The organism is Shewanella sp. GJ50-10 (assembly GCF_055808815.1).
The window spans coordinates 4713492-4738936 of the sequence record NZ_JBVVSS010000001.1 but is presented as its reverse complement, the minus strand read 5'-3'; the positions used below and the strand labels follow the sequence as shown (position 1 = coordinate 4738936).

Annotated in this window: 25 protein-coding genes, 3 tRNA genes and 1 pseudogene; 1 reads left to right on the top strand and 28 read right to left on the bottom strand. The window is 43.3% G+C overall.

What is annotated here, in order from left to right; all coding sequences use genetic code 11:
* Positions 1–7: 7 nt before the first annotated feature.
* From rplN to AC0L4E_RS20030, 28 genes and pseudogenes are all read right to left on the bottom strand, one after another.
* Entirely contained in the window at positions 8–376 is a 369-nt protein-coding gene (gene rplN / locus AC0L4E_RS20165; protein WP_055026500.1) for a 50S ribosomal protein L14, read from the bottom strand.
* Between the two features lie 218 nt (positions 377–594).
* A complete protein-coding gene (gene rpsQ, locus AC0L4E_RS20160) occupies positions 595–843 on the bottom strand; it encodes a 30S ribosomal protein S17 (protein ID WP_220755198.1) in 249 nt (82 codons plus the stop codon).
* Positions 843–1034 (bottom strand): 50S ribosomal protein L29, encoded by a 192-nt coding sequence (rpmC, locus tag AC0L4E_RS20155; RefSeq protein WP_011635647.1) that lies wholly within the window; start codon positions 1032–1034, stop codon positions 843–845. Before rpmC ends, rpsQ begins: the two co-directional genes overlap by 1 nt.
* Positions 1034–1444, bottom strand: coding sequence for a 50S ribosomal protein L16 (gene rplP / locus AC0L4E_RS20150; RefSeq protein ID WP_055026502.1), 411 nt, complete (start codon positions 1442–1444; stop codon positions 1034–1036). The genes rpmC and rplP overlap by 1 nt, the downstream gene beginning before the upstream one ends.
* 11 nt (positions 1445–1455) lie before the next feature.
* Positions 1456–2145, bottom strand: a complete 690-nt coding sequence (gene rpsC, locus AC0L4E_RS20145) for a 30S ribosomal protein S3 (RefSeq protein WP_153916413.1) — start codon at positions 2143–2145, stop codon at positions 1456–1458.
* Positions 2146–2157: 12 nt separating this feature from the next.
* The gene (rplV, locus tag AC0L4E_RS20140) at positions 2158–2490 is read right to left on the bottom strand and encodes a 50S ribosomal protein L22 (RefSeq protein WP_076543228.1); all 333 of its coding nucleotides are present in this window, start codon (positions 2488–2490) and stop codon (positions 2158–2160) included.
* 15 nt (positions 2491–2505) lie between these two features.
* The gene (gene rpsS / locus AC0L4E_RS20135) at positions 2506–2784 is read right to left on the bottom strand and encodes a 30S ribosomal protein S19 (protein ID WP_006083596.1); all 279 of its coding nucleotides are present in this window, start codon (positions 2782–2784) and stop codon (positions 2506–2508) included.
* A gap of 15 nt (positions 2785–2799) precedes the next feature.
* Positions 2800–3624 carry a 50S ribosomal protein L2 gene (gene rplB, locus AC0L4E_RS20130; RefSeq protein ID WP_055026505.1) on the bottom strand — a complete coding sequence of 275 codons (825 nt, stop codon included), beginning with the start codon at positions 3622–3624 and terminating at the stop codon, positions 2800–2802.
* 16 nt (positions 3625–3640) lie between these two features.
* The gene (gene rplW / locus AC0L4E_RS20125) at positions 3641–3943 is read right to left on the bottom strand and encodes a 50S ribosomal protein L23 (RefSeq protein WP_102529388.1); all 303 of its coding nucleotides are present in this window, start codon (positions 3941–3943) and stop codon (positions 3641–3643) included.
* Entirely contained in the window at positions 3940–4545 is a 606-nt protein-coding gene (rplD, locus tag AC0L4E_RS20120) for a 50S ribosomal protein L4 (RefSeq protein WP_055026507.1), read from the bottom strand. The genes rplW and rplD overlap by 4 nt, the downstream gene beginning before the upstream one ends.
* Positions 4546–4561: 16 nt before the next feature.
* Positions 4562–5201, bottom strand: a pseudogene (gene rplC / locus AC0L4E_RS20115) (50S ribosomal protein L3).
* 27 nt (positions 5202–5228) lie between these two features.
* Positions 5229–5540 carry a 30S ribosomal protein S10 gene (rpsJ, locus tag AC0L4E_RS20110; protein WP_055026509.1) on the bottom strand — a complete coding sequence of 104 codons (312 nt, stop codon included), beginning with the start codon at positions 5538–5540 and terminating at the stop codon, positions 5229–5231.
* 332 nt (positions 5541–5872) lie between these two features.
* A complete protein-coding gene (gene tuf / locus AC0L4E_RS20105) occupies positions 5873–7057 on the bottom strand; it encodes an elongation factor Tu (RefSeq protein ID WP_473681391.1) in 1185 nt (394 codons plus the stop codon).
* Between the two features lie 72 nt (positions 7058–7129).
* On the bottom strand, positions 7130–9226 hold the full coding sequence (fusA, locus tag AC0L4E_RS20100) for an elongation factor G (RefSeq protein ID WP_220755196.1): 2097 nt from the start codon (positions 9224–9226) through the stop codon (positions 7130–7132).
* 79 nt (positions 9227–9305) lie between these two features.
* Entirely contained in the window at positions 9306–9776 is a 471-nt protein-coding gene (gene rpsG, locus AC0L4E_RS20095; protein WP_153916624.1) for a 30S ribosomal protein S7, read from the bottom strand.
* Between the two features lie 77 nt (positions 9777–9853).
* The gene (gene rpsL, locus AC0L4E_RS20090) at positions 9854–10228 is read right to left on the bottom strand and encodes a 30S ribosomal protein S12 (protein ID WP_102529393.1); all 375 of its coding nucleotides are present in this window, start codon (positions 10226–10228) and stop codon (positions 9854–9856) included.
* A 178-nt stretch (positions 10229–10406) separates the two neighbouring features.
* Positions 10407–14627, bottom strand: a complete 4221-nt coding sequence (rpoC, locus tag AC0L4E_RS20085; protein ID WP_473681402.1) for a DNA-directed RNA polymerase subunit beta' — start codon at positions 14625–14627, stop codon at positions 10407–10409.
* Between the two features lie 81 nt (positions 14628–14708).
* Positions 14709–18740, bottom strand: a complete 4032-nt coding sequence (gene rpoB / locus AC0L4E_RS20080) for a DNA-directed RNA polymerase subunit beta (RefSeq protein ID WP_473681400.1) — start codon at positions 18738–18740, stop codon at positions 14709–14711.
* 240 nt (positions 18741–18980) lie between these two features.
* Complete coding sequence (rplL, locus tag AC0L4E_RS20075; RefSeq protein ID WP_102529396.1) at positions 18981–19349, bottom strand: 50S ribosomal protein L7/L12; 369 nt, start codon at positions 19347–19349, stop codon at positions 18981–18983.
* Between the two features lie 54 nt (positions 19350–19403).
* Positions 19404–19901: a 50S ribosomal protein L10 gene (gene rplJ, locus AC0L4E_RS20070; protein ID WP_473681398.1), complete on the bottom strand. Its 498-nt coding sequence runs from the start codon at positions 19899–19901 to the stop codon at positions 19404–19406.
* Positions 19902–20157: 256 nt separating this feature from the next.
* Positions 20158–20859: a 50S ribosomal protein L1 gene (gene rplA, locus AC0L4E_RS20065; protein WP_371998535.1), complete on the bottom strand. Its 702-nt coding sequence runs from the start codon at positions 20857–20859 to the stop codon at positions 20158–20160.
* Between the two features lie 4 nt (positions 20860–20863).
* Positions 20864–21292, bottom strand: a complete 429-nt coding sequence (gene rplK, locus AC0L4E_RS20060; RefSeq protein WP_102529399.1) for a 50S ribosomal protein L11 — start codon at positions 21290–21292, stop codon at positions 20864–20866.
* A 128-nt stretch (positions 21293–21420) separates the two neighbouring features.
* Positions 21421–21972: a transcription termination/antitermination protein NusG gene (gene nusG, locus AC0L4E_RS20055; RefSeq protein WP_153916628.1), complete on the bottom strand. Its 552-nt coding sequence runs from the start codon at positions 21970–21972 to the stop codon at positions 21421–21423.
* A gap of 8 nt (positions 21973–21980) precedes the next feature.
* Entirely contained in the window at positions 21981–22352 is a 372-nt protein-coding gene (secE, locus tag AC0L4E_RS20050) for a preprotein translocase subunit SecE (RefSeq protein ID WP_473681393.1), read from the bottom strand.
* A gap of 250 nt (positions 22353–22602) precedes the next feature.
* Positions 22603–23787 (bottom strand): elongation factor Tu, encoded by a 1185-nt coding sequence (gene tuf / locus AC0L4E_RS20045; protein ID WP_473681391.1) that lies wholly within the window; start codon positions 23785–23787, stop codon positions 22603–22605.
* A gap of 195 nt (positions 23788–23982) precedes the next feature.
* Positions 23983–24056 (bottom strand) — tRNA-Gly (locus AC0L4E_RS20040).
* 36 nt (positions 24057–24092) lie between these two features.
* Positions 24093–24177 (bottom strand) — tRNA-Tyr (locus tag AC0L4E_RS20035).
* A gap of 7 nt (positions 24178–24184) precedes the next feature.
* A tRNA-Thr gene (locus AC0L4E_RS20030) sits at positions 24185–24260 on the bottom strand.
* 221 nt (positions 24261–24481) lie between these two features.
* On the opposite strand from AC0L4E_RS20030, the gene coaA reads away from it, so the two are divergent.
* Positions 24482–25432: a type I pantothenate kinase gene (gene coaA, locus AC0L4E_RS20025; protein WP_299574553.1), complete on the top strand. Its 951-nt coding sequence runs from the start codon at positions 24482–24484 to the stop codon at positions 25430–25432.
* Positions 25433–25445: the final 13 nt, after the last annotated feature.

The following is a 25445-nucleotide window of genomic DNA, read 5'->3' as shown; positions in this document are numbered from 1 at the left end:
AAGCTCCTTACAGTACTTCTGGTGCCAGAGAGACGATTTTCATAAACTGCTCTGTACGCAATTCACGTGTCACTGGTCCAAAAATACGAGTACCAATCGGTGCAAGGTTTGCGTTAAGCAAAACTGCTGCATTCCGATCGAAGCGAATGACAGAACCATCTGGACGACGTACGCCTTTCTTAGTACGGACTACCACCGCGTTATATACATCACCTTTCTTCGCTTTAGCGCGAGGAATAGCTTCTTTAACAGAAACCTTGATGACGTCGCCGATACCGGCATAACGACGATGAGAGCCACCCAAGACCTTAATACACTGAACTCTACGAGCGCCACTGTTACACGCGACGTCTAGAGTCGATTGCATTTGGATCATTTTAAGTGCTCCGCTATCGTTACTACACAAAATCCCAACATTGGGATCATCATTTCGACCATTTTATGAACTAACCTGTTCTTGTTTGATGTAAAACCAATCAACAACAATTTAGTCAAAAATGGCGCGCAAGTATAACACCAATATTTTGGATTGCATAGCAGAAAAAAACAAACGGCCCCAAACTTTGGAGCCGTTTACTATAACCTAATGAAATATTAGGCCTTTGTTACTACTTCAACTAGTGTCCAAGACTTAGTCTTAGAAAGAGGACGACACTGACTAATAGTCACTACGTCACCTTCGTTACACTGATTTGTTTCGTCATGTGCATGGATCTTAGTTGTACGCTTAATGTACTTCCCATAAATAGGATGTTTCACTTGGCGTGCAATAGCAACAGTAATAGACTTATCCATTTTGTTGCTAAGAACTCGACCTTGCATAGTACGGGCTTTATCAGACATTACACACCTGCCTTAGAAGTAATAATGGTCTTAACACGTGCAATGTTACGACGCACTAATTTCAATTGATTCGTTTGAGTCAACTGACCAGTAGCGTGTTGCATACGCAGGTTAAACTGCTCACGCAGCAGACCAAGTAGTTCAGCGTTAAGTTCTTCAACGCTCTTTTCTCTTAGTTCGCTCGCTTTCATTACATCACCGTCTTAGTTACGAAGGTAGTCTTAATAGGAAGCTTGGCAGATGCTAAAGCAAACGCTTCACGCGCTAACTCTTCAGATACACCATTCATCTCATAAAGAACCTTACCAGGTTGAATCTGACATACCCAGTATTCAACGTTACCTTTACCTTTACCCATACGCACTTCAAGAGGCTTAGAGGTAATAGGCTTGTCAGGGAAAACTCGAATCCAAATTTGTCCTTGACGTTTAATGTGACGTGTCATGGCACGACGTGCAGATTCGATTTGACGTGCAGTTAAACGGCCACGGCCGACTGCTTTCAAACCGAAAGTACCAAAGCTAACTTCAGTACCGTTCGCTAGACCACGGTTGCGGCCTTTGAACATCTTGCGAAACTTCATACGTTTAGGTTGCAGCATAAAAGTTTCTCCTATTTACCACGAGGCTTGCGCTTCGGCTGTTGCTTCGGCTCTTCTAAAGCTGGGATGATACCGTCTAGAACTTCGCCTTTGAAGATCCAAACTTTAACACCAATCACACCATATTGAGTGTGACTTTCAGAAGTAGAATAGTCGATATCAGCACGTAAGGTATGTAGAGGTACACGACCTTCACGATACCATTCAGAACGTGCGATTTCAGCACCGCCTAAACGGCCGCTCACTTCAACTTTGATACCTTGAGCACCAATGCGCATTGCGTTTTGAACTGCACGCTTCATAGCGCGACGGAACATAACGCGACGCTCTAATTGCTGTGCAATACTGTCAGCAACAAGCTTTGCGTCTAACTCAGGCTTGCGGATCTCAGCGATGTTGATTTGAGCAGTAGTGCCTGTAATTTTAGATACATATGCACGTAATACTTCAACGTCTTCACCTTTCTTACCAATCACAACACCTGGACGGGCAGTGTGAATAGTAACGCGGATGCTCTTCGCAGGACGCTCGATAACGATTTTAGATACTGATGCAGCCTTCAATTTCTCAGTGAGATATTGACGAACTTCATAGTCGCTGTGCAAATTATTTGCATAATCTGCTTTATCGGCGTACCAAGTAGAGATCCAAGGCTTTGTGATACCCAGACGGATACCATTAGGATGTACTTTCTGTCCCATTGCTCTCTTCTCCTAGCGATCTGATACAACCACAGTAATGTGGCTGGTACGCTTCATGATACGATCAGCGCGGCCTTTGGCACGAGGCATGATGCGCTTCATAGTTGGTGCTTCGTCAACGAAGACTTGGCCAACTTTAAGCTCATCGATATCTGCACCTTCGTTGTGTTCGGCGTTTGCGATAGCTGAATCTAGTACTTTCTTAACCAGTACGGCGGCTTTCTTAGGGCTGAAGGTCAAAATTTCAAGAGCCTTAGAAACAGGCAAACCTCGAATTTGATCAGCAACTAGACGGGCCTTCTGCGCAGACGTACGGGCAAAACGATGTTTAGCTAAAACTTCCATCTTATGTCTCCCGTATTAACGCTTCTTCGCTTTCTTATCTGCAGCATGGCCGCGATAAGTGCGAGTTGGTGAAAATTCACCAAGCTTATGACCGATCATTTCGTCAGTTACGAACACAGGTACGTGCTGACGACCATTATGGACAGCGATGGTCAACCCAATCATATTTGGGATGATCATTGAGCGGCGAGACCAAGTTTTAATTGGCTTTTTATCTCCCGCTTCCATCGCTTTCTCTACCTTCTTCAGCAAGTGCAGGTCAATGAAAGGACCTTTCTTGAGAGAACGTGGCATGGGCGAATCCTCTTACTATTTATTACGACGACGTACGATGTACTTGTCGGTGAGCTTATTACTACGAGTTTTATAACCCTTAGTTGGCACACCCCATGGACTCACTGGGTGACGTCCACCAGAAGTACGGCCTTCACCACCACCATGTGGATGGTCAACCGGGTTCATTGCAACACCACGAACTGTAGGGCGTACGCCTCTCCAGCGTTTAGCACCTGCTTTACCTAACTGGCGTAGCATGTGCTCGGCATTACCAACTTCACCGAATGTTGCGCGACAATCAACTGGAACTTTGCGCATTTCGCCAGAGCGAAGACGTAAAGTTGCATATTGGTTATCACGAGCAACAACTTGAACATAAGCACCAGCTGAACGCGCGATTTGAGCACCTTTACCAGGTTTCATTTCTACTGCGTGCACAACACTACCCACTGGGATGTTGCGAAGCGGCATTGCGTTACCAGTTTTGATGTCTGCATCCAAACCAGATTGGATAGCGTCACCAGCTTGCATGCCTTTAGCAGCAAGAATGTAACGACGCTCACCGTCTGCGTATAGTACTAACGCGATGTTAGCTGTACGGTTCGGATCATACTCAAGACGTTCGATTTTTGCAGGAATACCATCTTTATTGCGTTTGAAGTCAATAATACGGTAATGCTGCTTGTGTCCACCACCTACGTGACGAACAGTGATACGACCAGTATTGTTACGGCCACCACTTTTAGATTTCTTAGCCAACAGGCCTGCAAAAGGTTTCCCTTTATGCAAGTCGCTGTTCACCACTTTAACAACGTGGCGACGACCTGGAGAGGTTGGCTTACACTTAATAACTGCCATGATAATTCTCCTTTGCTTACTCAGCGCCGCCAACGAAATCGATGTCAGCACCAGCAGCTAAAGTTACATAGGCTTTTTTCCAATCGCTACGACGACCAACACGGCCACCAGTGCGCTTAGTTTTGCCTTTGTTTACCAAAGTGCGGACACTATCAACTTCAACTTCGAATAGCTGAGCTACAGCAGCTTTAATCTCTGCTTTAGTCGCATCGATTGCTACGCGGAAAACTACAGTGTTGTTTTTCTCAGCTAGTACAGTACTCTTTTCAGAGATATGTGGAGCAAGAATAACTTTTAGCAAACGTTCTTCGGTGATCATGCTAGCATCTCCTCGATTTGCTTCACTGCATCAGCAGTAACAAGAACAGTGTTGAACGCGATTAGACTAACTGGGTCTAGACCCGCTACGTCACGTACGTCAACCTTGTATAAGTTGCGTGCTGCTAAGAATAAATTCTCATCAACATCTGCAGTAACAATTAGAACGTCTTCTAAGTTCATTTCTTTTAGTTTAGCTTTCAGCTCTTTAGTTTTAGGAGCTTCAACACCAAAAGATTCAACAACGACTAAACGCTCTTGACGTACCAATTCAGAAAGAATGCTCTTTAAAGCACCACGGTACATCTTTTTGTTAACTTTTTGGCTGTGATCTTGAGTTTTAGCAGCGAATGTTACGCCACCGCCACGCCAGATCGGGCCTTTAACACTACCGGCACGAGCTCGGCCTGTGCCTTTCTGGCGCCAAGGCTTTTTGCCTGAGCCAGTTACTTCCGCACGAGTCTGTTGAGCACGAGTGCCCTGACGCGCGTTTGCAGCGTAAGCTACAACTACCTGATGAACCAATGCCTCGTTAAAGTCACGGCCGAAGGTAGTTTCGGAAACTTCAAGAGCGCTTTGCGCGTCTTTCAATACCAATTCCATTACTATCTCCTCAGACCTATGCTTTAACGGCTGGCTTGATAATCAAGTCACCATTGGTAGCGCCAGGAACAGCACCTTTTACCAATAACAAGTTACGCTCTGCATCTACACGTACAACGTCTAGATTTTGAGTAGTTACTTGCTCGGCACCCATGTGGCCAGACATTTTCTTACCTTTGAAAACGCGACCAGGTGTCTGGTTTTGACCGATAGAACCATTAGATTCTATGAGCCAAAGAGTTACCATGTGTCATATCTTGAGCGTGGAAATTCCAGCGTTTAATACCGCCTTGGAAGCCCTTACCTTTAGATTGACCAGTAACATCAACTTTTGCTGTATCTGCGAAGATATCAACATTAAGTTCAGCACCAACTTCAACGCCTTCACATTCACCATCAGCCAAACGCAATTCCCATAAACCTCGACCGGCTTCAACGCCGCTCTTAGCAAAATGACCTGCTTCTGGTTTGGTGATGCGATTGGCTTTTTTGGTACCAGTAGTTACTTGAAGAGCACGGTATCCGTCAGTTTCTAAAGTTTTCACTTGAGTAACACGGTTACCAGCAATTTCAATCACTGTTACAGGGATAGAAGCGCCATCTTCTGTGAAGATGCGAGTCATACCCACTTTACGACCAATAAGACCGATAGCCATCTTTCAAACCTCTTCTAAGGATCTCAATTAACCTAAGCTAATTTGAACGTCGACACCAGCGGCAAGATCTAAACGCATTAATGCGTCTACAGTCTTTTCAGTTGGCTCTACGATGTCAACTAAGCGCTTGTGAGTACGAATTTCGTATTGGTCACGAGCGTCTTTGTTGACGTGCGGAGAAGTCAAAATGGTATAACGTTCTTTACGCGTAGGTAGTGGAATTGGACCACGAACCTGAGCGCCTGTACGCTTAGCAGTTTCAACGATTTCCGCTGTTGATTGATCGATCAAACGATGATCAAAACCTTTCAAGCGGATACGGATTCTTTGGTTCTGCATTGACCAGAGCTCCTAAAATGCACACATAAAAAATCACCCTCTAGCTTCTTCCCAATGGAAAAGCAGAGCGAGATGATTTAACCGTAGACTCCCAATCGGAGTCAATTATGAAAATGAATAATCCTTATGATTAAACATTATATTACACTGTCTAGGACAGCGAAGGGGAATTATACAGATATCAGATGAGAGATCAACCCCTTCGAACAAAAACTCTTCAATCTAGTTCATTTGTTCAAGGCGGTGGATTTTACAGGGATAAAAACAAAAAGCAATAAAAACAAAAAAGGAAGCCGAAGCTTCCTTTTTAAAGTGTTTACTAAAGGTCGCTATTAAGCAACGATTTTAGCTACAACACCAGCACCAACAGTACGGCCACCTTCACGGATAGCGAAACGTAAACCGTCGTCCATCGCGATTGGGTAGATTAGTGTAACAACCATTTTAATGTTATCACCAGGCATTACCATTTCTACGCCTTCTGGAAGCTCGATAGTACCAGTTACGTCAGTTGTACGGAAGTAGAACTGTGGACGGTAGCCTTTGAAGAATGGAGTGTGACGTCCGCCTTCTTCTTTGCTTAACACGTATACTTCTGATTCGAATGTAGTGTGAGGAGTGATAGTACCTGGCTGTGCCAATACTTGACCACGCTCAACATCTTCACGCTTAGTACCACGTAAAAGAACACCACAGTTTTCGCCAGCACGACCTTCGTCAAGAAGCTTGCGGAACATTTCAACACCAGTACAAGTAGTCTTAGTCGTTTCTTTAACACCAACGATTTCAACTTCTTCACCAACGCGGATGATACCACGCTCAACACGACCAGTAACAACTGTACCACGACCTGAAATTGAGAATACATCTTCAATTGGAAGTAGGAACGGCTTATCAATGTCACGCTCTGGCTCTGGGATGTACGAATCTAACGCTTCAGCTAGTTCGATAATCTTTGGTTCCCAAGCTGCATCGCCTTCAAGGGCTTTAAGTGCAGAACCTTGGATAACTGGTAAGTCATCACCTGGGAAGTCATATTCAGAAAGAAGTTCACGAACTTCCATTTCTACTAATTCAAGTAGTTCTTCATCGTCAACCATGTCACATTTGTTCATGAATACGATGATGAAAGGTACACCAACCTGACGTGAAAGCAGGATGTGCTCACGTGTTTGTGGCATTGGACCATCTGTAGCAGCAACTACTAAGATAGCGCCATCCATTTGAGCAGCACCAGTAATCATGTTCTTAACATAATCGGCGTGACCAGGACAATCTACGTGTGCGTAGTGACGTGTAGGTGTGTCATATTCGATGTGAGAAGTATTAATTGTAATACCGCGCTCACGCTCTTCTGGAGCGTTATCGATTTGTGCGAAATCTTTAACTTCACCACCGTAAGTTTTGGTTAAAACAGCTGAGATTGCAGCAGTTAGCGTTGTTTTACCATGGTCGACGTGACCAATTGTACCCACGTTTACGTGCGGTTTATTACGTTCAAATTTTTCTTTAGCCACGATATATTCCTTTCTTTTCAGAAGTGCTCGAGTACGAGCTATATAACATTTAGTTAAGCACCCAAATAGTGTTTAGGTACGTGATTCAATAATCGCATTTGCAATGTTTGATGGTGCGTCAGCATACTTAGCAAACTCCATAGAGTAAGAAGCACGCCCCTGAGTTGCACTACGCAAGTCAGTCGCATAACCAAACATTTCTGAAAGCGGAACTGTTGCATGGATAATCTTAACACCACCCAAGCCATCGTCCATCCCATCAATCACACCACGACGTCGGTTTAAGTCACCTACTACATCGCCCATGTTATTTTCTGGTGTGGTAATTTCCACTTTCATTGTTGGTTCTAGTAACACAGGGCTTGCTTCAAGCGCACCCTTTTTGAAGCCCATTGAACCAGCAATCTTGAAAGCCATCTCATTTGAATCGACATCATGATATGAGCCATCAAATAAGGTTACTTTCACATCGAGCATAGGATAACCGGCTAAAACACCGTTTTTCATTTGCTCTTGAATACCTTTGTCTACTGAAGGGATGAATTCACGAGGAACTGCACCGCCAACAATTTCATTGACAAATTCATAGCCTGCACCATCTTCCAATGGTTCAATCTTCAACCAAACATGACCAAATTGACCACGTCCGCCTGATTGGCGTATAAATTTACCTTCCACTTCAACTGAAGAGCGAATCGTTTCACGATAGGCAACCTGAGGTTTACCTACGTTACATTCGACATTAAATTCGCGACGCATACGGTCTACGATAATATCTAAATGTAATTCACCCATGCCAGAAATCAATGTTTGAGCAGACTCTTCATCAGTTTCCACTCTAAAAGAAGGATCTTCAGCCGCTAACTTTTGTAGCGCAATCCCCATTTTATCTTGGTCTGCTTTAGAGCGAGGCTCAACGGCAATGGTAATTACAGGTTCTGGAAACTCCATACGCTCTAGAATCACTTTGTGATCGTTTGCGCAAAGAGTATCGCCTGTTGTCACTTCTTTTAAACCAATTGCCGCGGCAATATCACCAGCACGAACTTCTTTCAGCTCTGTACGGTCATTTGCATGCATTTGTACGATTCGACCTACTCGTTCACGTTTCTGTTTAACAGAATTGTAAACTGCAGCACCCGACTCTAGTACGCCTGAATATACACGGATAAAGGTTAAAGTTCCAACAAATGGATCAGTCGCAATTTTAAACGCTAACGCAGCAAATGGCGCGTTATCGTCTGATGGGCGTTCCACTTCATTCTCATTCTCATCGACACCCTTAATAGCAGGAACTTCGACAGGAGCAGGAAGATAGTCAACTACCGCATCCAACACCGCTTGGACACCTTTGTTCTTAAAAGCAGAACCGCAAGTTGCTAAAACGATTTCGTTGTTAATTGTGCGCTGACGTAGTGCAAGTTTTATCTCTGATTCAGATAAAGTGCCTTCTTCAAGGTACTTTTCCATTAATTCATCAGAGGCTTCTGCTGCACTTTCCACGAGATACTCATGCATCTCTTCAGCCTTGGCTAAAAGATCTGCAGGAATTTCTTCATAAGAGAAAGTCGTTCCCTGATCTTCTTCAGACCAGTTAATCGCTTTCATCTTAATTAAATCAATAACCCCTTTGAAGTTCTCTTCTGCACCGATATTCAATTGAATCGGAACACAAGTAGCACCTAAGCGATTACGGATTTGGTCAATGACACTATCGAAGTCAGCACCTGCACGGTCCATCTTATTGACGAACACCATACGAGGGACTTCATACTTGTTAGCTTGACGCCAAACAGTCTCTGATTGAGGCTCTACGCCTGATGAACCGCAGAATACAACTACAGCTCCATCAAGTACACGTAATGAGCGCTCTACTTCAATAGTAAAATCAACGTGACCAGGGGTATCGATGATATTAATGCGATGTTCGGTGAATTGAGCATCCATTCCACGCCAGAAGGTTGTTACAGCAGCTGAAGTGATAGTAATACCACGCTCTTGCTCTTGTACCATCCAGTCTGTAGTAGCGGCGCCGTCATGCACCTCACCGATTTTATGAGACAAACCGGTATAGAACAGAACACGTTCTGTTGTGGTAGTTTTACCTGCATCCACATGAGCAACAATACCGATATTACGATAACGCTCAATTGGGGTTGTACGAGCCACTATTTATACCCTCTCACCTAAAGCAAATGCTTTAGAAAATATCAACAATATGGAGTGGGCTAACGCCCACTCCATCAAATTACCAACGGTAATGAGCAAAGGCTTTGTTAGCTTCAGCCATGCGATGCACGTCTTCACGCTTCTTAACAGCAGTACCTTTGTTTTCAGATGCATCTAACATTTCACCTGCTAGACGTAGAGCCATAGATTTTTCACCACGCTTGCGAGCAGCTTCAACTAACCAGCGCATCGCTAGTGCGTTACGACGCACTGGACGAACTTCACATGGTACTTGATAAGTTGAACCACCAACACGACGAGATTTAACCTCGACTGAAGGGCGAACATTATCAAGAGCTGCTTCAAGGATACTTAAATGATCTTCGCTTTTCTTTTCAGCGACAACATCAAGAGCCTTGTAGATAATTTTTTCAGCAGTTGACTTTTTACCGTCAACCATAATGACGTTGATGAACTTAGCCAGCAACTCACTTTTAAACTTTGGATCTGGTAGGATTTTACGTTGTCCTACAACGCGACGTCTTGGCATAACAATTCTCCGTATGCTTCAGGTATTTCCAAAACTGGAATATTTTTAACTAGCTTGGCCTTACTTAAACGGACAAGTTATGACTTAGGACGCTTAGCACCGTACTTAGAACGGCCTTGGCGACGAGCACTAACGCCAGCACAATCTAATGCACCGCGGATAGTGTGGTAACGCACACCCGGTAGATCTTTAACACGACCGCCACGGATTAGAATTACACTATGTTCCTGCAAGTTGTGACCTTCACCACCGATGTACGAAGTAACTTCGAAACCGTTAGTTAAGCGAACACGTGCTACTTTACGTAGTGCAGAGTTAGGTTTTTTAGGTGTTGTAGTGTAAACACGAGTACAAACACCACGTTTTTGTGGACACGAATCCAACGCTGGCACATTAGTCTTTTCGACTTTTGGCGAGCGAGGCTTACGTACCAACTGGTTTACAGTTGCCATGAATAGCTCCGTTCAGTTGAATAATCTCAACAATTTTGTGTGAAAAATCTATATCCCACTATGATGGGACGCGAAAGTTTAGAAAGGTAATGGCCAACTGTCAAGAAATAGACAACTTTTCGTGCAATTTCCAATAAAAAAGGCGCCAAAGGCGCCTTTTTTTAACATAACGTTTACTTTAGTCGGCACTTCCGGCCAAGTTAAGTAAGTCGGCTAAGTTCTTCTCTGCTTCACTAGCAGTGATAACCGGTGCTTCAGCACCTTCATCTTTAACATTAGCACGCGCTTCGTTACGAGCAGTGTGATACGCATAACCAGTACCGGCTGGGATTAGACGACCAACGATAACGTTTTCTTTCAGACCACGTAATTGATCACTCTTACCACCAACAGCAGCTTCAGTTAGTACACGCGTCGTTTCTTGGAACGATGCAGCTGAGATGAATGATTCAGTAGCCAAAGAAGCTTTGGTAATACCTAATAATTCACGCTCGAACTTCGCAGGCGCTTTACCTTGAGCTTCAAGCTCACGGTTAGCAATCTTCACGCGAGAAACTTCAGCTTGTTCGCCTTCTAAGAAGTTTGAATCACCAGCATCAGTGATTAAACACTTACGTAGCATTTGGCGAATGATAACTTCAATATGCTTATCGTTGATTTTTACACCCTGTAGACGGTAAACGTCTTGGACTTCATCAACAATGTAGTTAGCAACATGATGGATACCACGTAAACGTAAGATGTCATGTGCAGCTTCTGGGCCGTCAGCAATAACTTCACCACGTTCAACTTTTTCACCTTCGAACACATTAAGATTACGCCACTTAGGGATCATCTCTTCGTAGTGCTCGCTACCATCAGCTGGGCTGATGACTAGGCGTACTTTACCTTTTGTCTCTTTACCAAACGAAATGGTACCTGAGATTTCAGCAAGAATAGCGGGTTCTTTTGGTTTACGAGCTTCGAACAAGTCAGCAACTCGTGGCAGACCACCGGTAATATCGCGTGTTTTAGACGATTCTTGAGGAATACGTGCTAATGCGTCACCAACGTTGATTTGCGCGTTATCATCTTTAGCTACAATCGCGTTACCCGGTAAGAAGTATTGCGCTGGTACATCAGTACCAGGGATCATAAGATCATTGCCAGCAGCGTCGATTAGACGGATAGCTGGACGCATTTCTTTACCAGCAGTAGGACGAGCACCTGGATCGATAACGACAACCGAAGAAAGACCAGTTAAGTCGTCTGTTTGACGCGTCATAGTAACGCCTTCAATCATATCGACAAATTTAACCGTACCCGCAACTTCTGAAATGATAGGGTGAGTATGTGGATCCCAGTTCGCAATAATTGCGCCTGAAGTCACTTCCGTATCTTCTAGTTGCTCTAGCACTGTACCGTAAGGTACACGGTAACGTTCTTTCTCACGACCAAGTTCATCAATAATCGCTACTTCAGAAGAACGCGATACGATAACCAGTTTGTTCTCGATGCTAGTAACGTGTTTAGCGTTATGTAGCTTCAGAGTACCACTGTTTTTAACTTGAACATTGTTGTCAGCTGAGTCACGAGATGCAGCACCACCAATATGGAAGGTACGCATCGTAAGCTGTGTACCAGGCTCACCAATTGATTGAGCAGCCACAACACCGATTGCTTCACCGTGGTTAATAATATGACCACGTGCTAAATCACGACCGTAACAAGCAGCACACACACCAAAGTCGGTTTCACAAGAAATAACAGAACGAACGATAACTTCATCGACGCTATGTTCTTCAAGAAGATCACACCATGCTTCATCTAGTAATGTGTTACGTGGGGCAAGTACTTTTTCAGTACCTGGCTCAAGTACGTCAACAGACACTACACGACCTAGAACACGTTCACGAAGCGGCTCTTTAACATCACCACCTTCGATCAACGGCTTCATAGTCAAGCCACCCACTGAACCACAATCATCTTCAATTACAACTAAATCTTGTGCAACATCAACAAGACGACGAGTTAGGTAACCCGAGTTAGCTGTTTTCAGTGCGGTATCGGCAAGACCTTTACGCGCACCGTGAGTAGAGATGAAGTACTGTGATACGTTCAAACCTTCACGGAAGTTAGCTGTAATTGGGGTTTCGATGATTGAGCCATCTGGCTTAGCCATCAGACCACGCATACCAGCTAGCTGACGAATCTGTGCAGCACTACCACGAGCGCCCGAGTCAGCCATCATATAGATGCTGTTAAACGAATCTTGCTCTTCTTCCTCACCATCACGATTAATAACAACTTCTTTTTTCAAGTTGTCCATCATCGCTTTAGAGATTTTATCGTTGGTGCTTGCCCAAATATCGATAACTTTGTTGTAACGCTCACCGGCGGTAACAAGACCTGATTGGAACTGCTCTTGAATTTCAAGCACTTCACGTTCAGCTTCTTCAACTAAAGTATATTTCTCATCCGGGATAACCATATCGTTGATACCAACAGAGGCACCAGAGATAGTCGCATAACGGAAACCGGTATACATTAATTGGTCAGCGAAGATAACAGTATCTTTAAGACCTAGTGTACGGTAACAAGTGTTCAGCAATTTCGAGATCTGCTTCTTACCCATGTTCTGGTTAACCAGTTCAAATGGTAAGCCTTCAGGCAGGATCTGTGATAACAACGCACGACCAACTGTAGTATCAACTACATTCAGTGTTTGTGTTTTCTCGCCGTTAGCATCAATCGTTGTTTCAGTTAAACGAACTTTAACGCGTGCGTGCAATTCTGCAGCGCCGGTAGCGTAAGCCTTTTCAACTTCATCAACTGACATAAATGCCATGCCTTCACCGCGACCGTTAACACATTCACGGCTTGTGTAGTAAAGACCTAATACAACGTCTTGTGACGGAGTAATAACAGGCTCACCATTCGCTGGAGAAAGAATGTTGTTAGTCGACATCATTAACGAACGAGCTTCTAATTGAGCTTCAAGCGTTAATGGTACGTGCACAGCCATTTGGTCACCATCGAAGTCGGCGTTATATGCCGCACATACTAATGGATGCAATTGGATTGCTTTACCTTCAATAAGAACAGGTTCAAATGCTTGAATACCCAGTCTATGAAGTGTTGGTGCACGGTTAAGCATTACTGGATGTTCACGAATAACTTCGTCTAGTACATCCCATACTTCAGCCTGTTCACGCTCAACCATTTTCTTAGCAGCTTTAATAGTCGTAGCTAAACCGCGACCTTCTAACTTGCCATAAATGAATGGTTTGAATAGCTCAAGCGCCATCTTCTTAGGAAGACCACACTGATGCAGACGTAAAGTAGGACCTACGGTAATAACCGAACGACCAGAGTAATCTACACGTTTACCAAGTAAGTTCTGACGGAAACGACCTTGCTTACCTTTGATCATATCGGCCAAAGACTTAAGCGGACGCTTGTTAGAACCTGTAATAGCACGACCACGACGACCATTATCTAATAGTGCATCCACAGACTCTTGTAACATACGCTTTTCGTTACGTACGATAATGTCTGGTGCAGCTAGATCTAATAGACGCTTAAGACGGTTGTTACGGTTGATTACACGACGGTAAAGGTCGTTCAAATCAGATGTAGCAAAACGTCCGCCATCTAGTGGAACTAGAGGACGTAAATCAGGTGGTAGAACTGGTAAAACTTTTAAGATCATCCACTCAGGCTTGTTGCCAGAAGTGAAGAATGCTTCCATCAGTTTAAGGCGCTTAGTGACCTTCTTACGACGGGTTTCAGAGTTAATTGACGGTAACTCTTCACGCATTTGATCGATTTGTTCTTCTAAATTGATTGCACGTAGCAAGTCTAAGACTGCTTCAGCACCCATTTTAGCTTCGAACTCGTCACCGTATTCTTCTAATGCATCAAGATATGTTTCTTCTGTCAGCATTTGGCCGCGTTCAAGGCTGGTCATGCCAGGCTCGATCACAACGAAAGATTCAAAATACAGTACGCGCTCAATATCACGTAACGTCATATCAAGCATCAAACCGATACGACTCGGAAGTGATTTCAAGAACCAAATATGTGCCACTGGGCTTGCAAGATCAATATGACCCATACGCTCACGACGTACTTTAGTCTGTGTAACTTCAACGCCACACTTCTCACAAATAACACCACGGTGCTTTAAACGTTTGTACTTACCACACAAACATTCGTAATCTTTTACAGGACCGAAAATACGCGCACAGAACAAACCTTCACGTTCAGGTTTGAAAGTACGGTAGTTAATGGTTTCTGGCTTTTTAACTTCACCAAAAGACCAAGAACGGATCAGGTCAGGCGAAGCCAAACCAATTTTGATGCCGTTAAATTCTTCAGTCTTGCTTTGCTGTTTAAGAAACTTTAATAAGTCTTTCACGTTTCTCTCCTGAAGGAGTTAAACCAGATGCTTTGCTAAGCAAAGCATCCTTGGTTACCAAACATTGCTTAAGAGCGATGCTTACTCTTGATCCAACTCGATATTAATACCAAGTGAACGAATTTCCTTCAACAATACGTTGAAAGACTCAGGCATGCCTGGGTGCATCTGATGGTTACCGTCGACGATGTTTTTATACATCTGAGTACGACCGTTAACGTCATCTGATTTAACCGTTAGCATTTCCTGTAGAGTATATGCAGCACCGTATGCTTCTAGTGCCCATACTTCCATCTCACCGAAACGCTGACCACCGAATTGAGCTTTACCGCCCAATGGTTGTTGTGTAACTAAGCTGTACGAACCAGTAGAACGGGCGTGCATCTTGTCATCAACTAAATGGTTCAGTTTGAGCATGTACATGTAACCAACAGTTACTTTACGCTCAAATTCGTTACCGGTACGGCCGTCACATAATGTTAACTGGCCTGAGTCAGGTAAGCCTGCAAGTTCAAGCATTTGCTTGATCTCTTTCTCTTTAGCACCATCGAAAGCTGGCGTAGCAACTGGTAAACCACCTTTAAGGTTTTTAGCCAGACGCAATACTTCATCGTCAGTGAATGAGTTGATGTCGACTTTCTGAAGAACTTCGTCACCTAATTCATATACCTGGCGGATGTAGTCGCGCAGTTCAGCAAGTTCACGTTGCTCTTCAAGCATAGCAGTAATACGATTACCAATACCCTTAGCAGCAGCACCTAAGTGAACCTCTAGTACCTGACCAATGTTCATACGCGATGGTACGCCCAATGGGTTTAGTACGATATCAACTGGATCACCAGTTTCATCGTATGGCATGTCTTCGATAGGGCAAATCTTAGAGATTACACCTTTGTTACCGTGACGACCCGCCATCTTATCACCAGGCTGGATAGTACGTTTAACTGCAAGGTAAACCTTAACAATCTTAAGTACGCCAGGTGCTAAGTCATCACCTTGGGTGATTTTGCGACGTTTAACTTCAAACTTCTTATCGAAGTCAGCTTTAAGCTCTTCATGTTGCTCAGCTAATTGCTCAAGCTCAGTTTGCTTAGCTTCGTCATCGATAACTTGAATTAATACATCTTTACGTGGTAACTCAGCTAATTTAGCTTGAGAGAAACCAACAGATAGTAATAAGTTACGTGCACGACTCAAAACACCTTCTTCAAGGATTTCGAACTCTTCGCCTAAATCTTTACGCGCTTGGCTAACATGCATCTCTTCAATTTCAAGCGCACGCTTATCTTTTTCGATACCGTCACGAGTGAAAACTTGAACATCGATGATAGTACCTTTAACTGAGTTAGGAACACGTAATGAGCTGTCCTTAACGTCAGAAGCTTTTTCACCGAAGATTGCACGCAAAAGCTTCTCTTCTGGAGTCAGCTGTGTTTCACCTTTAGGTGTCACTTTACCAACTAGAATGTCGCCGCCTTTCACTTCTGCACCGATGTAAACGATACCTGACTCATCTAGTTTAGACAGAGCAGATTCACCTACATTTGGAATGTCAGCAGTAATTTCTTCGCTACCTAATTTCGTATCACGAGCAATACATGAAAGCTCTTGGATATGAATAGTAGTGAAACGATCCTCTTGCGCTACGCGCTCAGAGATTAAGATCGAATCTTCGAAGTTATAACCGTTCCAAGGCATGAATGCGATACGCATATTTTGACCAAGAGCCAAGTCACCTAAATCGGTAGACGGGCCATCGGCTAATACATCACCACGAACAATTGGGTCACCAACAGAACAACAAGGACGTTGGTTAATACAAGTGTTTTGGTTAGAACGAGTGTATTTAGTCAAGTTGTAGATATCGATACCAGCTTCACCTGGAGTCAATTCTGCTTCGTTAACTTTCACTACGATACGGCTAGCATCAACATAGTCGATAACACCACCACGTTTCGCAGCTACAACAACACCTGAGTCAACAGCAAGAGTACGCTCAATACCAGTACCAACAAGAGGCTTATCAGCTCTTAAAGTAGGTACGGCTTGACGTTGCATGTTTGCACCCATCAATGCACGGTTAGCATCATCGTGTTCTAAGAACGGAATAAGTGATGCCGCAACAGAAATGATCTGTTGTGGTGATACATCCATATACTGAATGTCAGCAGCACGCATAAAGGTTGATTCACCTTTATGACGACAAGCAATTTGCTCTTCAAGCATTCTGTTTGAAGAATCAATTTCAATATTTGCCTGTGCAATCACATAACGGCCTTCTTCAATTGCTGACAAGTATTCAACTTCATCAGTAATCACGCCATCAACCACTTTACGATAAGGGGTTTCTAGGAAGCCATACGAGTTTGTACGTGCGAAACTTGCCAATGAGTTAATTAGACCAATGTTTGGTCCCTCTGGCGTTTCGATTGGACATAAACGACCGTAGTGAGTTGGATGTACGTCACGTACTTCGAAACCAGCACGTTCACGTGTTAAACCACCAGGACCAAGTGCCGAGATACGACGCTTATGCGTCACTTCTGACAACGGGTTGTTTTGATCCATAAACTGAGACAATTGCGAAGAACCAAAGAATTCTTTCACAGCCGCAGAAATAGGCTTAGCATTGATTAGGTCTTGTGGCATAAGCTCATTCAGATCGCCTAAAGATAGACGTTCACGAACAGCACGCTCAACACGAACTAGACCAACACGGAATTGGTTTTCAGCCATTTCACCAACGCTACGAATACGACGGTTACCTAGATGGTCAATATCGTCGACTTCATCGTAACCATTACGGATTTCGATGATTTTCTTCATAACGTGTACGATGTCTTCTTTAGACAGTACGCCAGCACCTTCATCTTCAGAGATCTCAAGACGACGGTTGAACTTCATACGACCTACTTTAGATAAGTCATAACGTTCTTCACTGAAGAACAAGTTCTGGAATAAGCCTTCAGCTGCATCTTTGGTTGGTGGCTCACCAGGACGCATCATACGGTAGATTTCAACTAAAGCTTCTAAGCGGTTAGTTGTAGAATCAATACGTAATGTGTCAGAGATGTATGCACCATGATCAAGATCGTTGATAAACAAAGTATCAACTTCTTTAATACCCGCTAAAGAAAGTTTAGCTAGATCTTCAAGGGTGATTTCAGCATTTGCGCTAACAAGTACTTCACCAGTATCTTCATCAATGTAATCTTGAGCAGCATATTTACCAACAATGTAATCAACTGGGACTTCAAGTTCAGTTGTGTTGGATTTTTCAAGCTGTCTGATGTGACGAGCAGTAATACGACGACCAGTTTCAACTAATAAGTTGCCATCTGTGTCTTTGATGTCGTAGCTTGCAGTCTCACCACGAAGGCGATCTGGCACAAGTGCCATAACAAGTGAATCTTGCTTAATCTTGAACTCAATACGTTCGAAGAATAAGTCTAAGATTTCTTGAGTAGAAAACTCTAATGCACGTAAGATGATAGTCGCTGGTAATTTACGGCGACGGTCAATACGTACAAATAAGGCATCTTTTGGATCAAATTCAAAGTCAAGCCATGAACCACGGTAAGGAATAATACGTGCGTTATAAAGCACCTTACCAGAAGAGTGGGTTTTACCACGGTCATGATCAAAGAATACACCTGGAGAACGGTGCAACTGAGACACGATAACACGCTCAGTACCATTGATAACAAAAGTACCATTATCAGTCATTAATGGGATATCACCCATGTAGACTTCTTGTTCTTTAATATCTTTAACTGTGCCTGGTGCAGCTTCACGGTCATATAAAACCATACGCAATTTAACGCGTAATGGAGCTGAATATGTAACACCGCGGATCTGACACTCTTTCACATCAAAAACTGGCTCGCCTAGCTTGTAACTGACATATTGCAGTTCAGAGTTGCCAGAAAAGCTCTTGATGGGAAAAACGCTACGGAATGCAGCTTCAAAGCCGCGTTCACCCGTAGGATCTTGATCGGTGAACTTCTTAAAAGAGTCTAATTGAATAGACAACAGGTACGGAATATCCAAAACTTTTGGACGTTTGCCAAAGTCTTTACGAATACGCTTCTTTTCAGAATAGGAGTAAACCATGGGTTTCCTCTACTTACGAGATGTGACCAAGACTGAAATAATACAAAGATTAAATCAGCACGTTTGCCCATCACCGTTGATGGCAAGAACCTAACCAGTAATCTCTGCTAGGAACTGCTAATAACTGGCGACAAACGGTGAATAAAAAATCGCCTGCGCATATAGCGCAAAAAAGGCCGACGGTTAAAAAACCGCCAGCCTCCACCCGATTTCTCGGGAGGTGGTAAGTTAGAGTATAACTTACTTAACTTCTACTTCAGCGCCAGCAGCTTCTAGATCGCCTTTAAGGGCTTCTGCTTCTTCTTTAGTGATAGCTTCTTTAACTGCAACTGGTGCAGATTCAGCCATAGCTTTAGCTTCTTTCAGGCCAAGACCTGTAGCGCCACGAAGTGCTTTAATAACAGCAACTTTGTTAGCACCGAAAGAAGTCATAACAACGTCAAATTCGGTTTGCTCAGCAGCAGCTGCGCCGCCTTCTGCGCCGCCAGCAACTACTGCTGCAGCAGCTGAAACGCCGAATTTTTCTTCCATTGCTTCGATAAGTTCAACAACTTCCATTACAGACATTTCTGCGAAAGCTTCTAAGATTTGGTCTTTTGTGATAGACATAACAAAAAATTCCTATTGTACTGAATTCAATAAATTTAAGCGGCTAATAAAATATTAAGCTGCTTCTTTTTGATCGCGAAGAGCGGCCAATGTACGAACAAACTTGCCAGCAGATGCTTCTTTCATAGTCATCATCAACTGAGCTAGTGCTTCGTCGTAAGTTGGTAATTTCGCTAAACGATCAATATCTGCTGCAGGGATTACTTCCCCTTCAAAGGCTGCTGCTTTAATTTCAAACTTTTCTTGTGCAGCTGCGAAATCTTTTAGAAGACGCGCTGCAGCACCTGGGTGCTCAGTAGAAAATGCAATTAAAGTAGGACCAGTAAACGTGTCAGACAGGCACTCAAAATCAGTACCAGCTACAGCGCGTTTAACTAATGTGTTACGTACTACACGTACATAAACACCAGCTTCACGAGCTGCTTTACGCAAACCGGTCATTTCACCTACAGTTACACCGCGTGAATCGGCAACAACTGCAGATAAAGCACCTTTGGCTGCTTCGTTGACTTCAGCAACAATCGCTTTTTTGTCTTCGAGTCTTAATGCCATTGGCTTTACTCCTGGATTCTACCTAGGGATATCCCTAGTATTTACCATATTAAACACTTGTGTGTTTAACGACTTACGGTGCAGATTTCCAGCAGAACAAATCTATCTGGGGGGTCTGACACCGTCTACGTAGGAAATTAAGTTATCCTAAGAAAACACCTACGGTCTTGGACGGAAATCTGTTTTTAACATTGTCAAAAACAGACCTCAACCCACAAAGTGCGCGGATTATACACTAACCCGCACCCTTTGTATATTACTTAGCTTCTTCCAGAGTACCCTGGTCGACAACTACACCTGCACCCATAGTGGTAGAGATGCTTACTTTTTTCACGTATACGCCTTTAGCAACTGCAGGCTTAGCCTTTTTCAGTGCTGCGACTAACGCTTCTAAGTTTTCTTTAAGCTGTGCTGGTTCAAAATCCACTTTACCGATAGTAGTGTGGATAATGCCATTCTTGTCGTTACGGTAACGAACTTGACCGGCTTTGGCATTTTTAACTGCTTCAGCAACATTTGGTGTTACTGTACCAGTTTTAGGGTTAGGCATAAGACCACGTGGGCCTAAGATTTGACCTAACTGACCAACAACGCGCATTGCATCTGGAGATGCGATAACTACGTCGAAGTTCATTTCGCCAGCTTTAACTTGTGCAGCTAGCTCGTCCATACCAACTAACTCTGCACCAGCTTCTTTAGCTGCTTCAGCGTTTGCGCCCTGTGTGAACACAGCAACACGAACTTCACGGCCAGTACCATGTGGTAATACTGTAGCGCCACGAACGTTTTGGTCTGATTTACGAGGATCAATACCTAGGTTAACAGCAACGTCAACACTTTCTACGAATTTAGCAGTAGCAAGTTCTTTTAATAAAGAAACAGCTTCATTGATATCGTAGCTTTTAGTTCCGTCGATTTTCTCGCGGATTACGCGCATGCGCTTAGTTAGCTTTGCCATTATATTAGTCCTCTACTACCAAACCCATTGAACGTGCAGTACCTTCAATTGAACGCATCATCGCTTCAACATCAGCACCAGTCATATCAGTCGCTTTTGTTTCAGCAATTTCCTGAACAGCGCTGCGCTTGATAGTTCCAACTTTCTCGGTATTTGGACGGCCAGAACCAGACTTAAGACCGGCTGCTTTCAATAATAAGAAAGATGCTGGAGGAGTCTTAGTTTCGAACGTGAAAGAACGATCGTTGTATACAGTGATAACAACAGGAATTGGCATGCCTTTATCGAACTTTTCAGTACGAGCGTTGAATGCTTTACAGAATTCCATGATGTTCACACCTTTTTGGCCTAAAGCAGGACCAACTGGTGGAGACGGGTTTGCAGCACCGGCTGCTACTTGTAGCTTAATATAAGCTTCAATTTTCTTTGCCATGTCGACATTTCCTCAATTTGGGTTCAAACGCTATCGGCTACATGCCAATGAGCTCCCCTTGAAAACAACGGGTGCGGATTATACTAAAATCCGCACCCGCAAACAAATACTATTTGTATTTAATTTAATCAGTTCTTTTCAACTTGTTGGAAGTCTAACTCAACAGGTGTAGAACGACCGAAGATCATTACTGAAACCTTAACGCGGTTTTTATCGTAATCAACTTCTTCGATGGTGCCATTAAAATCAGCAAATGGGCCATCGTTAACACGAACAACTTCACCAGGTTCAAACATAACGCGATGAGTTGGAGACTCAACGGTATCTTGTAAACGCTGAAGAATGGCATCCGCTTCTCTATCTGAAATAGGTGCTGGACGATCTGACGTCCCACCAATGAAGCCCATTACGCGAGGAATGCTTTTCACTAAGTGCCAGCTTTCGTCATTCATTTCCATTTGGACTAATACATAGCCTGGGAAGAATTTACGTTCGCTTTTACGACGCTGACCATCACGCATTTCAACTACTTCTTCAGTTGGTACTAAAACCTCTGCGAAGTAATCTTCCATGTTGTGCATCTTAATATGTTCAAGCAAAGTTTTAACTACTCGGCCTTCATAGCCAGAGAATGCTTGAATGACATACCATCTTTTTTTAGCTTCTGTTGCTTCAGTCATGTAAATGCCTATACGCCAGTAATTAGGTTAACAACGCGCAATAGTACCCAGTCGAAACCCCAAAGGATAACGGCTACGACAGCTGTTGCAGCAAGAACAATGAATGTTGTGTTTAGCGCTTCTTGACGCGTAGGCCAAACCACTTTACGTACTTCAATGTGAGCTTCACGAGCGAAAGATAAAGCTTCTTTACCTTTCACAGTTTGCAGAGCAATAAAGCCTGCAATAACAAAGGCAACAATTACGCCTAATGCGCGTACTACAACACTGGCTTCGCCAAATGCTTGGTTGCCAATAACAGCGGCGGCAATCAATATAACTGCAATGCCCCACTTAACAATATCCAGAGGATTTTTCTGGTTTTCAGTATTTGTCGTCATCGGTTGGTTCCGTTACTCACTAAGACCTGAGCTTAAATTTGATAAATATGTACCATTTTATCAAATAGTACTTCCGAGTTTAGCCACGAAAAGCATCAGCTCAGGGTCAAAAATCGGCCATAGATTGTATTCTTATTCTCGTAAGTTCGCAAGGTCGACACTGGATAACATAAGCAAAACTTAAAAAAATTTGTAAAACAAAAAAAGGAAGCCGAAGCTTCCTTTTTAAAGTGTTTACTAAAGGTCGCTATTAAGCAACGATTTTAGCTACAACACCAGCACCAACAGTACGGCCACCTTCACGGATAGCGAAACGTAAACCGTCGTCCATCGCGATTGGGTAGATTAGTGTAACAACCATTTTGATGTTATCACCAGGCATTACCATTTCTACGCCTTCTGGAAGCTCGATAGTACCAGTTACGTCAGTTGTACGGAAGTAGAACTGTGGACGGTAGCCTTTGAAGAATGGAGTGTGACGTCCGCCTTCTTCTTTGCTTAACACGTATACTTCTGATTCGAATGTAGTGTGAGGAGTGATAGTACCTGGCTGTGCCAATACTTGTCCACGCTCAACATCTTCACGCTTAGTACCACGTAAAAGAACACCACAGTTTTCGCCAGCACGACCTTCGTCAAGAAGCTTGCGGAACATTTCAACACCAGTACAAGTAGTCTTAGTCGTTTCTTTAACACCAACGATTTCAACTTCTTCACCAACGCGGATGATACCACGCTCAACACGACCAGTAACAACTGTACCACGACCTGAAATTGAGAATACATCTTCAATTGGAAGTAGGAACGGCTTATCAATGTCACGCTCTGGCTCTGGGATGTACGAATCTAACGCTTCAGCTAGTTCGATAATCTTTGGTTCCCAAGCTGCATCGCCTTCAAGGGCTTTAAGTGCAGAACCTTGGATAACTGGTAAGTCATCACCTGGGAAGTCATATTCAGAAAGAAGTTCACGAACTTCCATTTCTACTAATTCAAGTAGTTCTTCATCGTCAACCATGTCACATTTGTTCATGAATACGATGATGAAAGGTACACCAACCTGACGTGAAAGCAGGATGTGCTCACGTGTTTGTGGCATTGGACCATCTGTAGCAGCAACTACTAAGATAGCGCCATCCATTTGAGCAGCACCAGTAATCATGTTCTTAACATAATCGGCGTGACCAGGACAATCTACGTGTGCGTAGTGACGTGTAGGTGTGTCATATTCGATGTGAGAAGTATTAATTGTAATACCGCGCTCACGCTCTTCTGGAGCGTTATCGATTTGTGCGAAATCTTTAACTTCACCACCGTAAGTTTTGGTTAAAACAGCTGAGATTGCAGCAGTTAGCGTTGTTTTACCATGGTCGACGTGACCGATTGTACCCACGTTTACGTGTGGTTTATTACGTTCAAATTTTTCTTTAGCCATGATATTGCCTCAATCCAGAGTCTTGGTGATGAAAACACATATAGAAAAAGTCCGACGCATAGAATGACATCGAATTAATTAGTTTAGTTTTGGTGATTAAGTTTAGCATAAGACAGGACGTGCTGATTTAAAGGATTTGATTGACTTAATAGTTCTTTTAAACGAACTACTAAGCAATCAAGTCGTTCAGCAATTTGGAGCGGATGGCGGGAATCGAACCCGCGTTATCAGCTTGGAAGGCTGGAGTAATACCATTATACGACATCCGCGCAACCTGAATAAGGCTACCTAACTACCTTTAAAAATGGTGGAGGGAGAAGGATTCGAACCTTCGAAGGCTGAGCCGTCAGATTTACAGTCTGATCCCTTTGGCCACTCGGGAACCCCTCCAGAAAAATGGTGCCGGCACCAAGAGTCGAACTCGGGACCTACTGATTACAAGTCAGTTGCTCTACCAACTGAGCTATGCCGGCTAATCATTTCGGAAACGGATATTAGGTAAATGTTGGCGCAAGTGCAATAGGAAATGCATAAAAAAGCTAAAAAAAGTCTTAAATGTCGCTTTTTTGGGCTTTATTTCTGAAAGAAGGATAAAAATAAAGCGATTTACTCAAGTCTCTATAAGTAAGATGACTTTACCTATTGTTCAAAATAAATTGGTGGTGTACTGTGCCTGACCTAAGGAAAGGAAGATATGACAGCCAACAATACATTACATCAAGCACTTTATTTTTCATTTCTTCGCCAACAATGGGCTGAATTACGAAATTCTGTGCCATTAACACTCAGCGAAGAAGAGTTAGCCAACTTACGTGGCATGAACGAACAACTCTCATTAGATGAAGTTACTGACATATATCTTCCCCTTAGCCGCTTACTGAATCTTATAATTGATTCAAAACAACAACGCGGTGTTGTTCTTGACCAGTTCTTAGATCACAAGCCAACAAAATCACCCTATATTATCAGTATTTCTGGAAGCGTCGCTGTGGGTAAAAGTACCACGGCGCGAATTTTACAAACACTTCTACAACGCTGGCCAGAGCATCCAAAAGTCGAACTAGTAACCACTGATGGCTTTTTATACCCATTAGCTGAACTTACACATAACAATCTACTAAAACGAAAAGGTTTTCCTGAAAGTTATGACATGAAAATGCTCATCGACTTTATTTCCGCTGTCAAAGCTGGTGAACCTAATGTCAGTGCTCCTTTGTATTCTCATGTCACGTACGACCGATTAACAGATCAAGTTCAGAATATAAACCAGCCAGATATTTTGATCATTGAAGGCCTGAACGTACTCCAAACGGCATTAGACCCGAGTCCTGAGAGTCGAAGTAGTTTTCTGTCTGACTATGTAGATTTCTCAATATATGTAGATGCAGAAGAAACGCTATTAAAAGAATGGTATCAACAACGCTTCTTAAAGTTCAGGCAGGGGGCATTCAGTGACCCAAATTCATTCTTTCATCATTACTCACAGCTTTCTGATGACGAGGCCAATGCTACAGCGGCTCATATTTGGGATACCATCAATGGGCCAAACTTACAGACCAACATCAAGCCTAGTCGAGAGCGAGCTAATTTAATCCTAAAAAAAGCGGCCAACCATCTGGTCGACCGCGTTTTATTACGTAAATAGCTGAGTAGAGTAA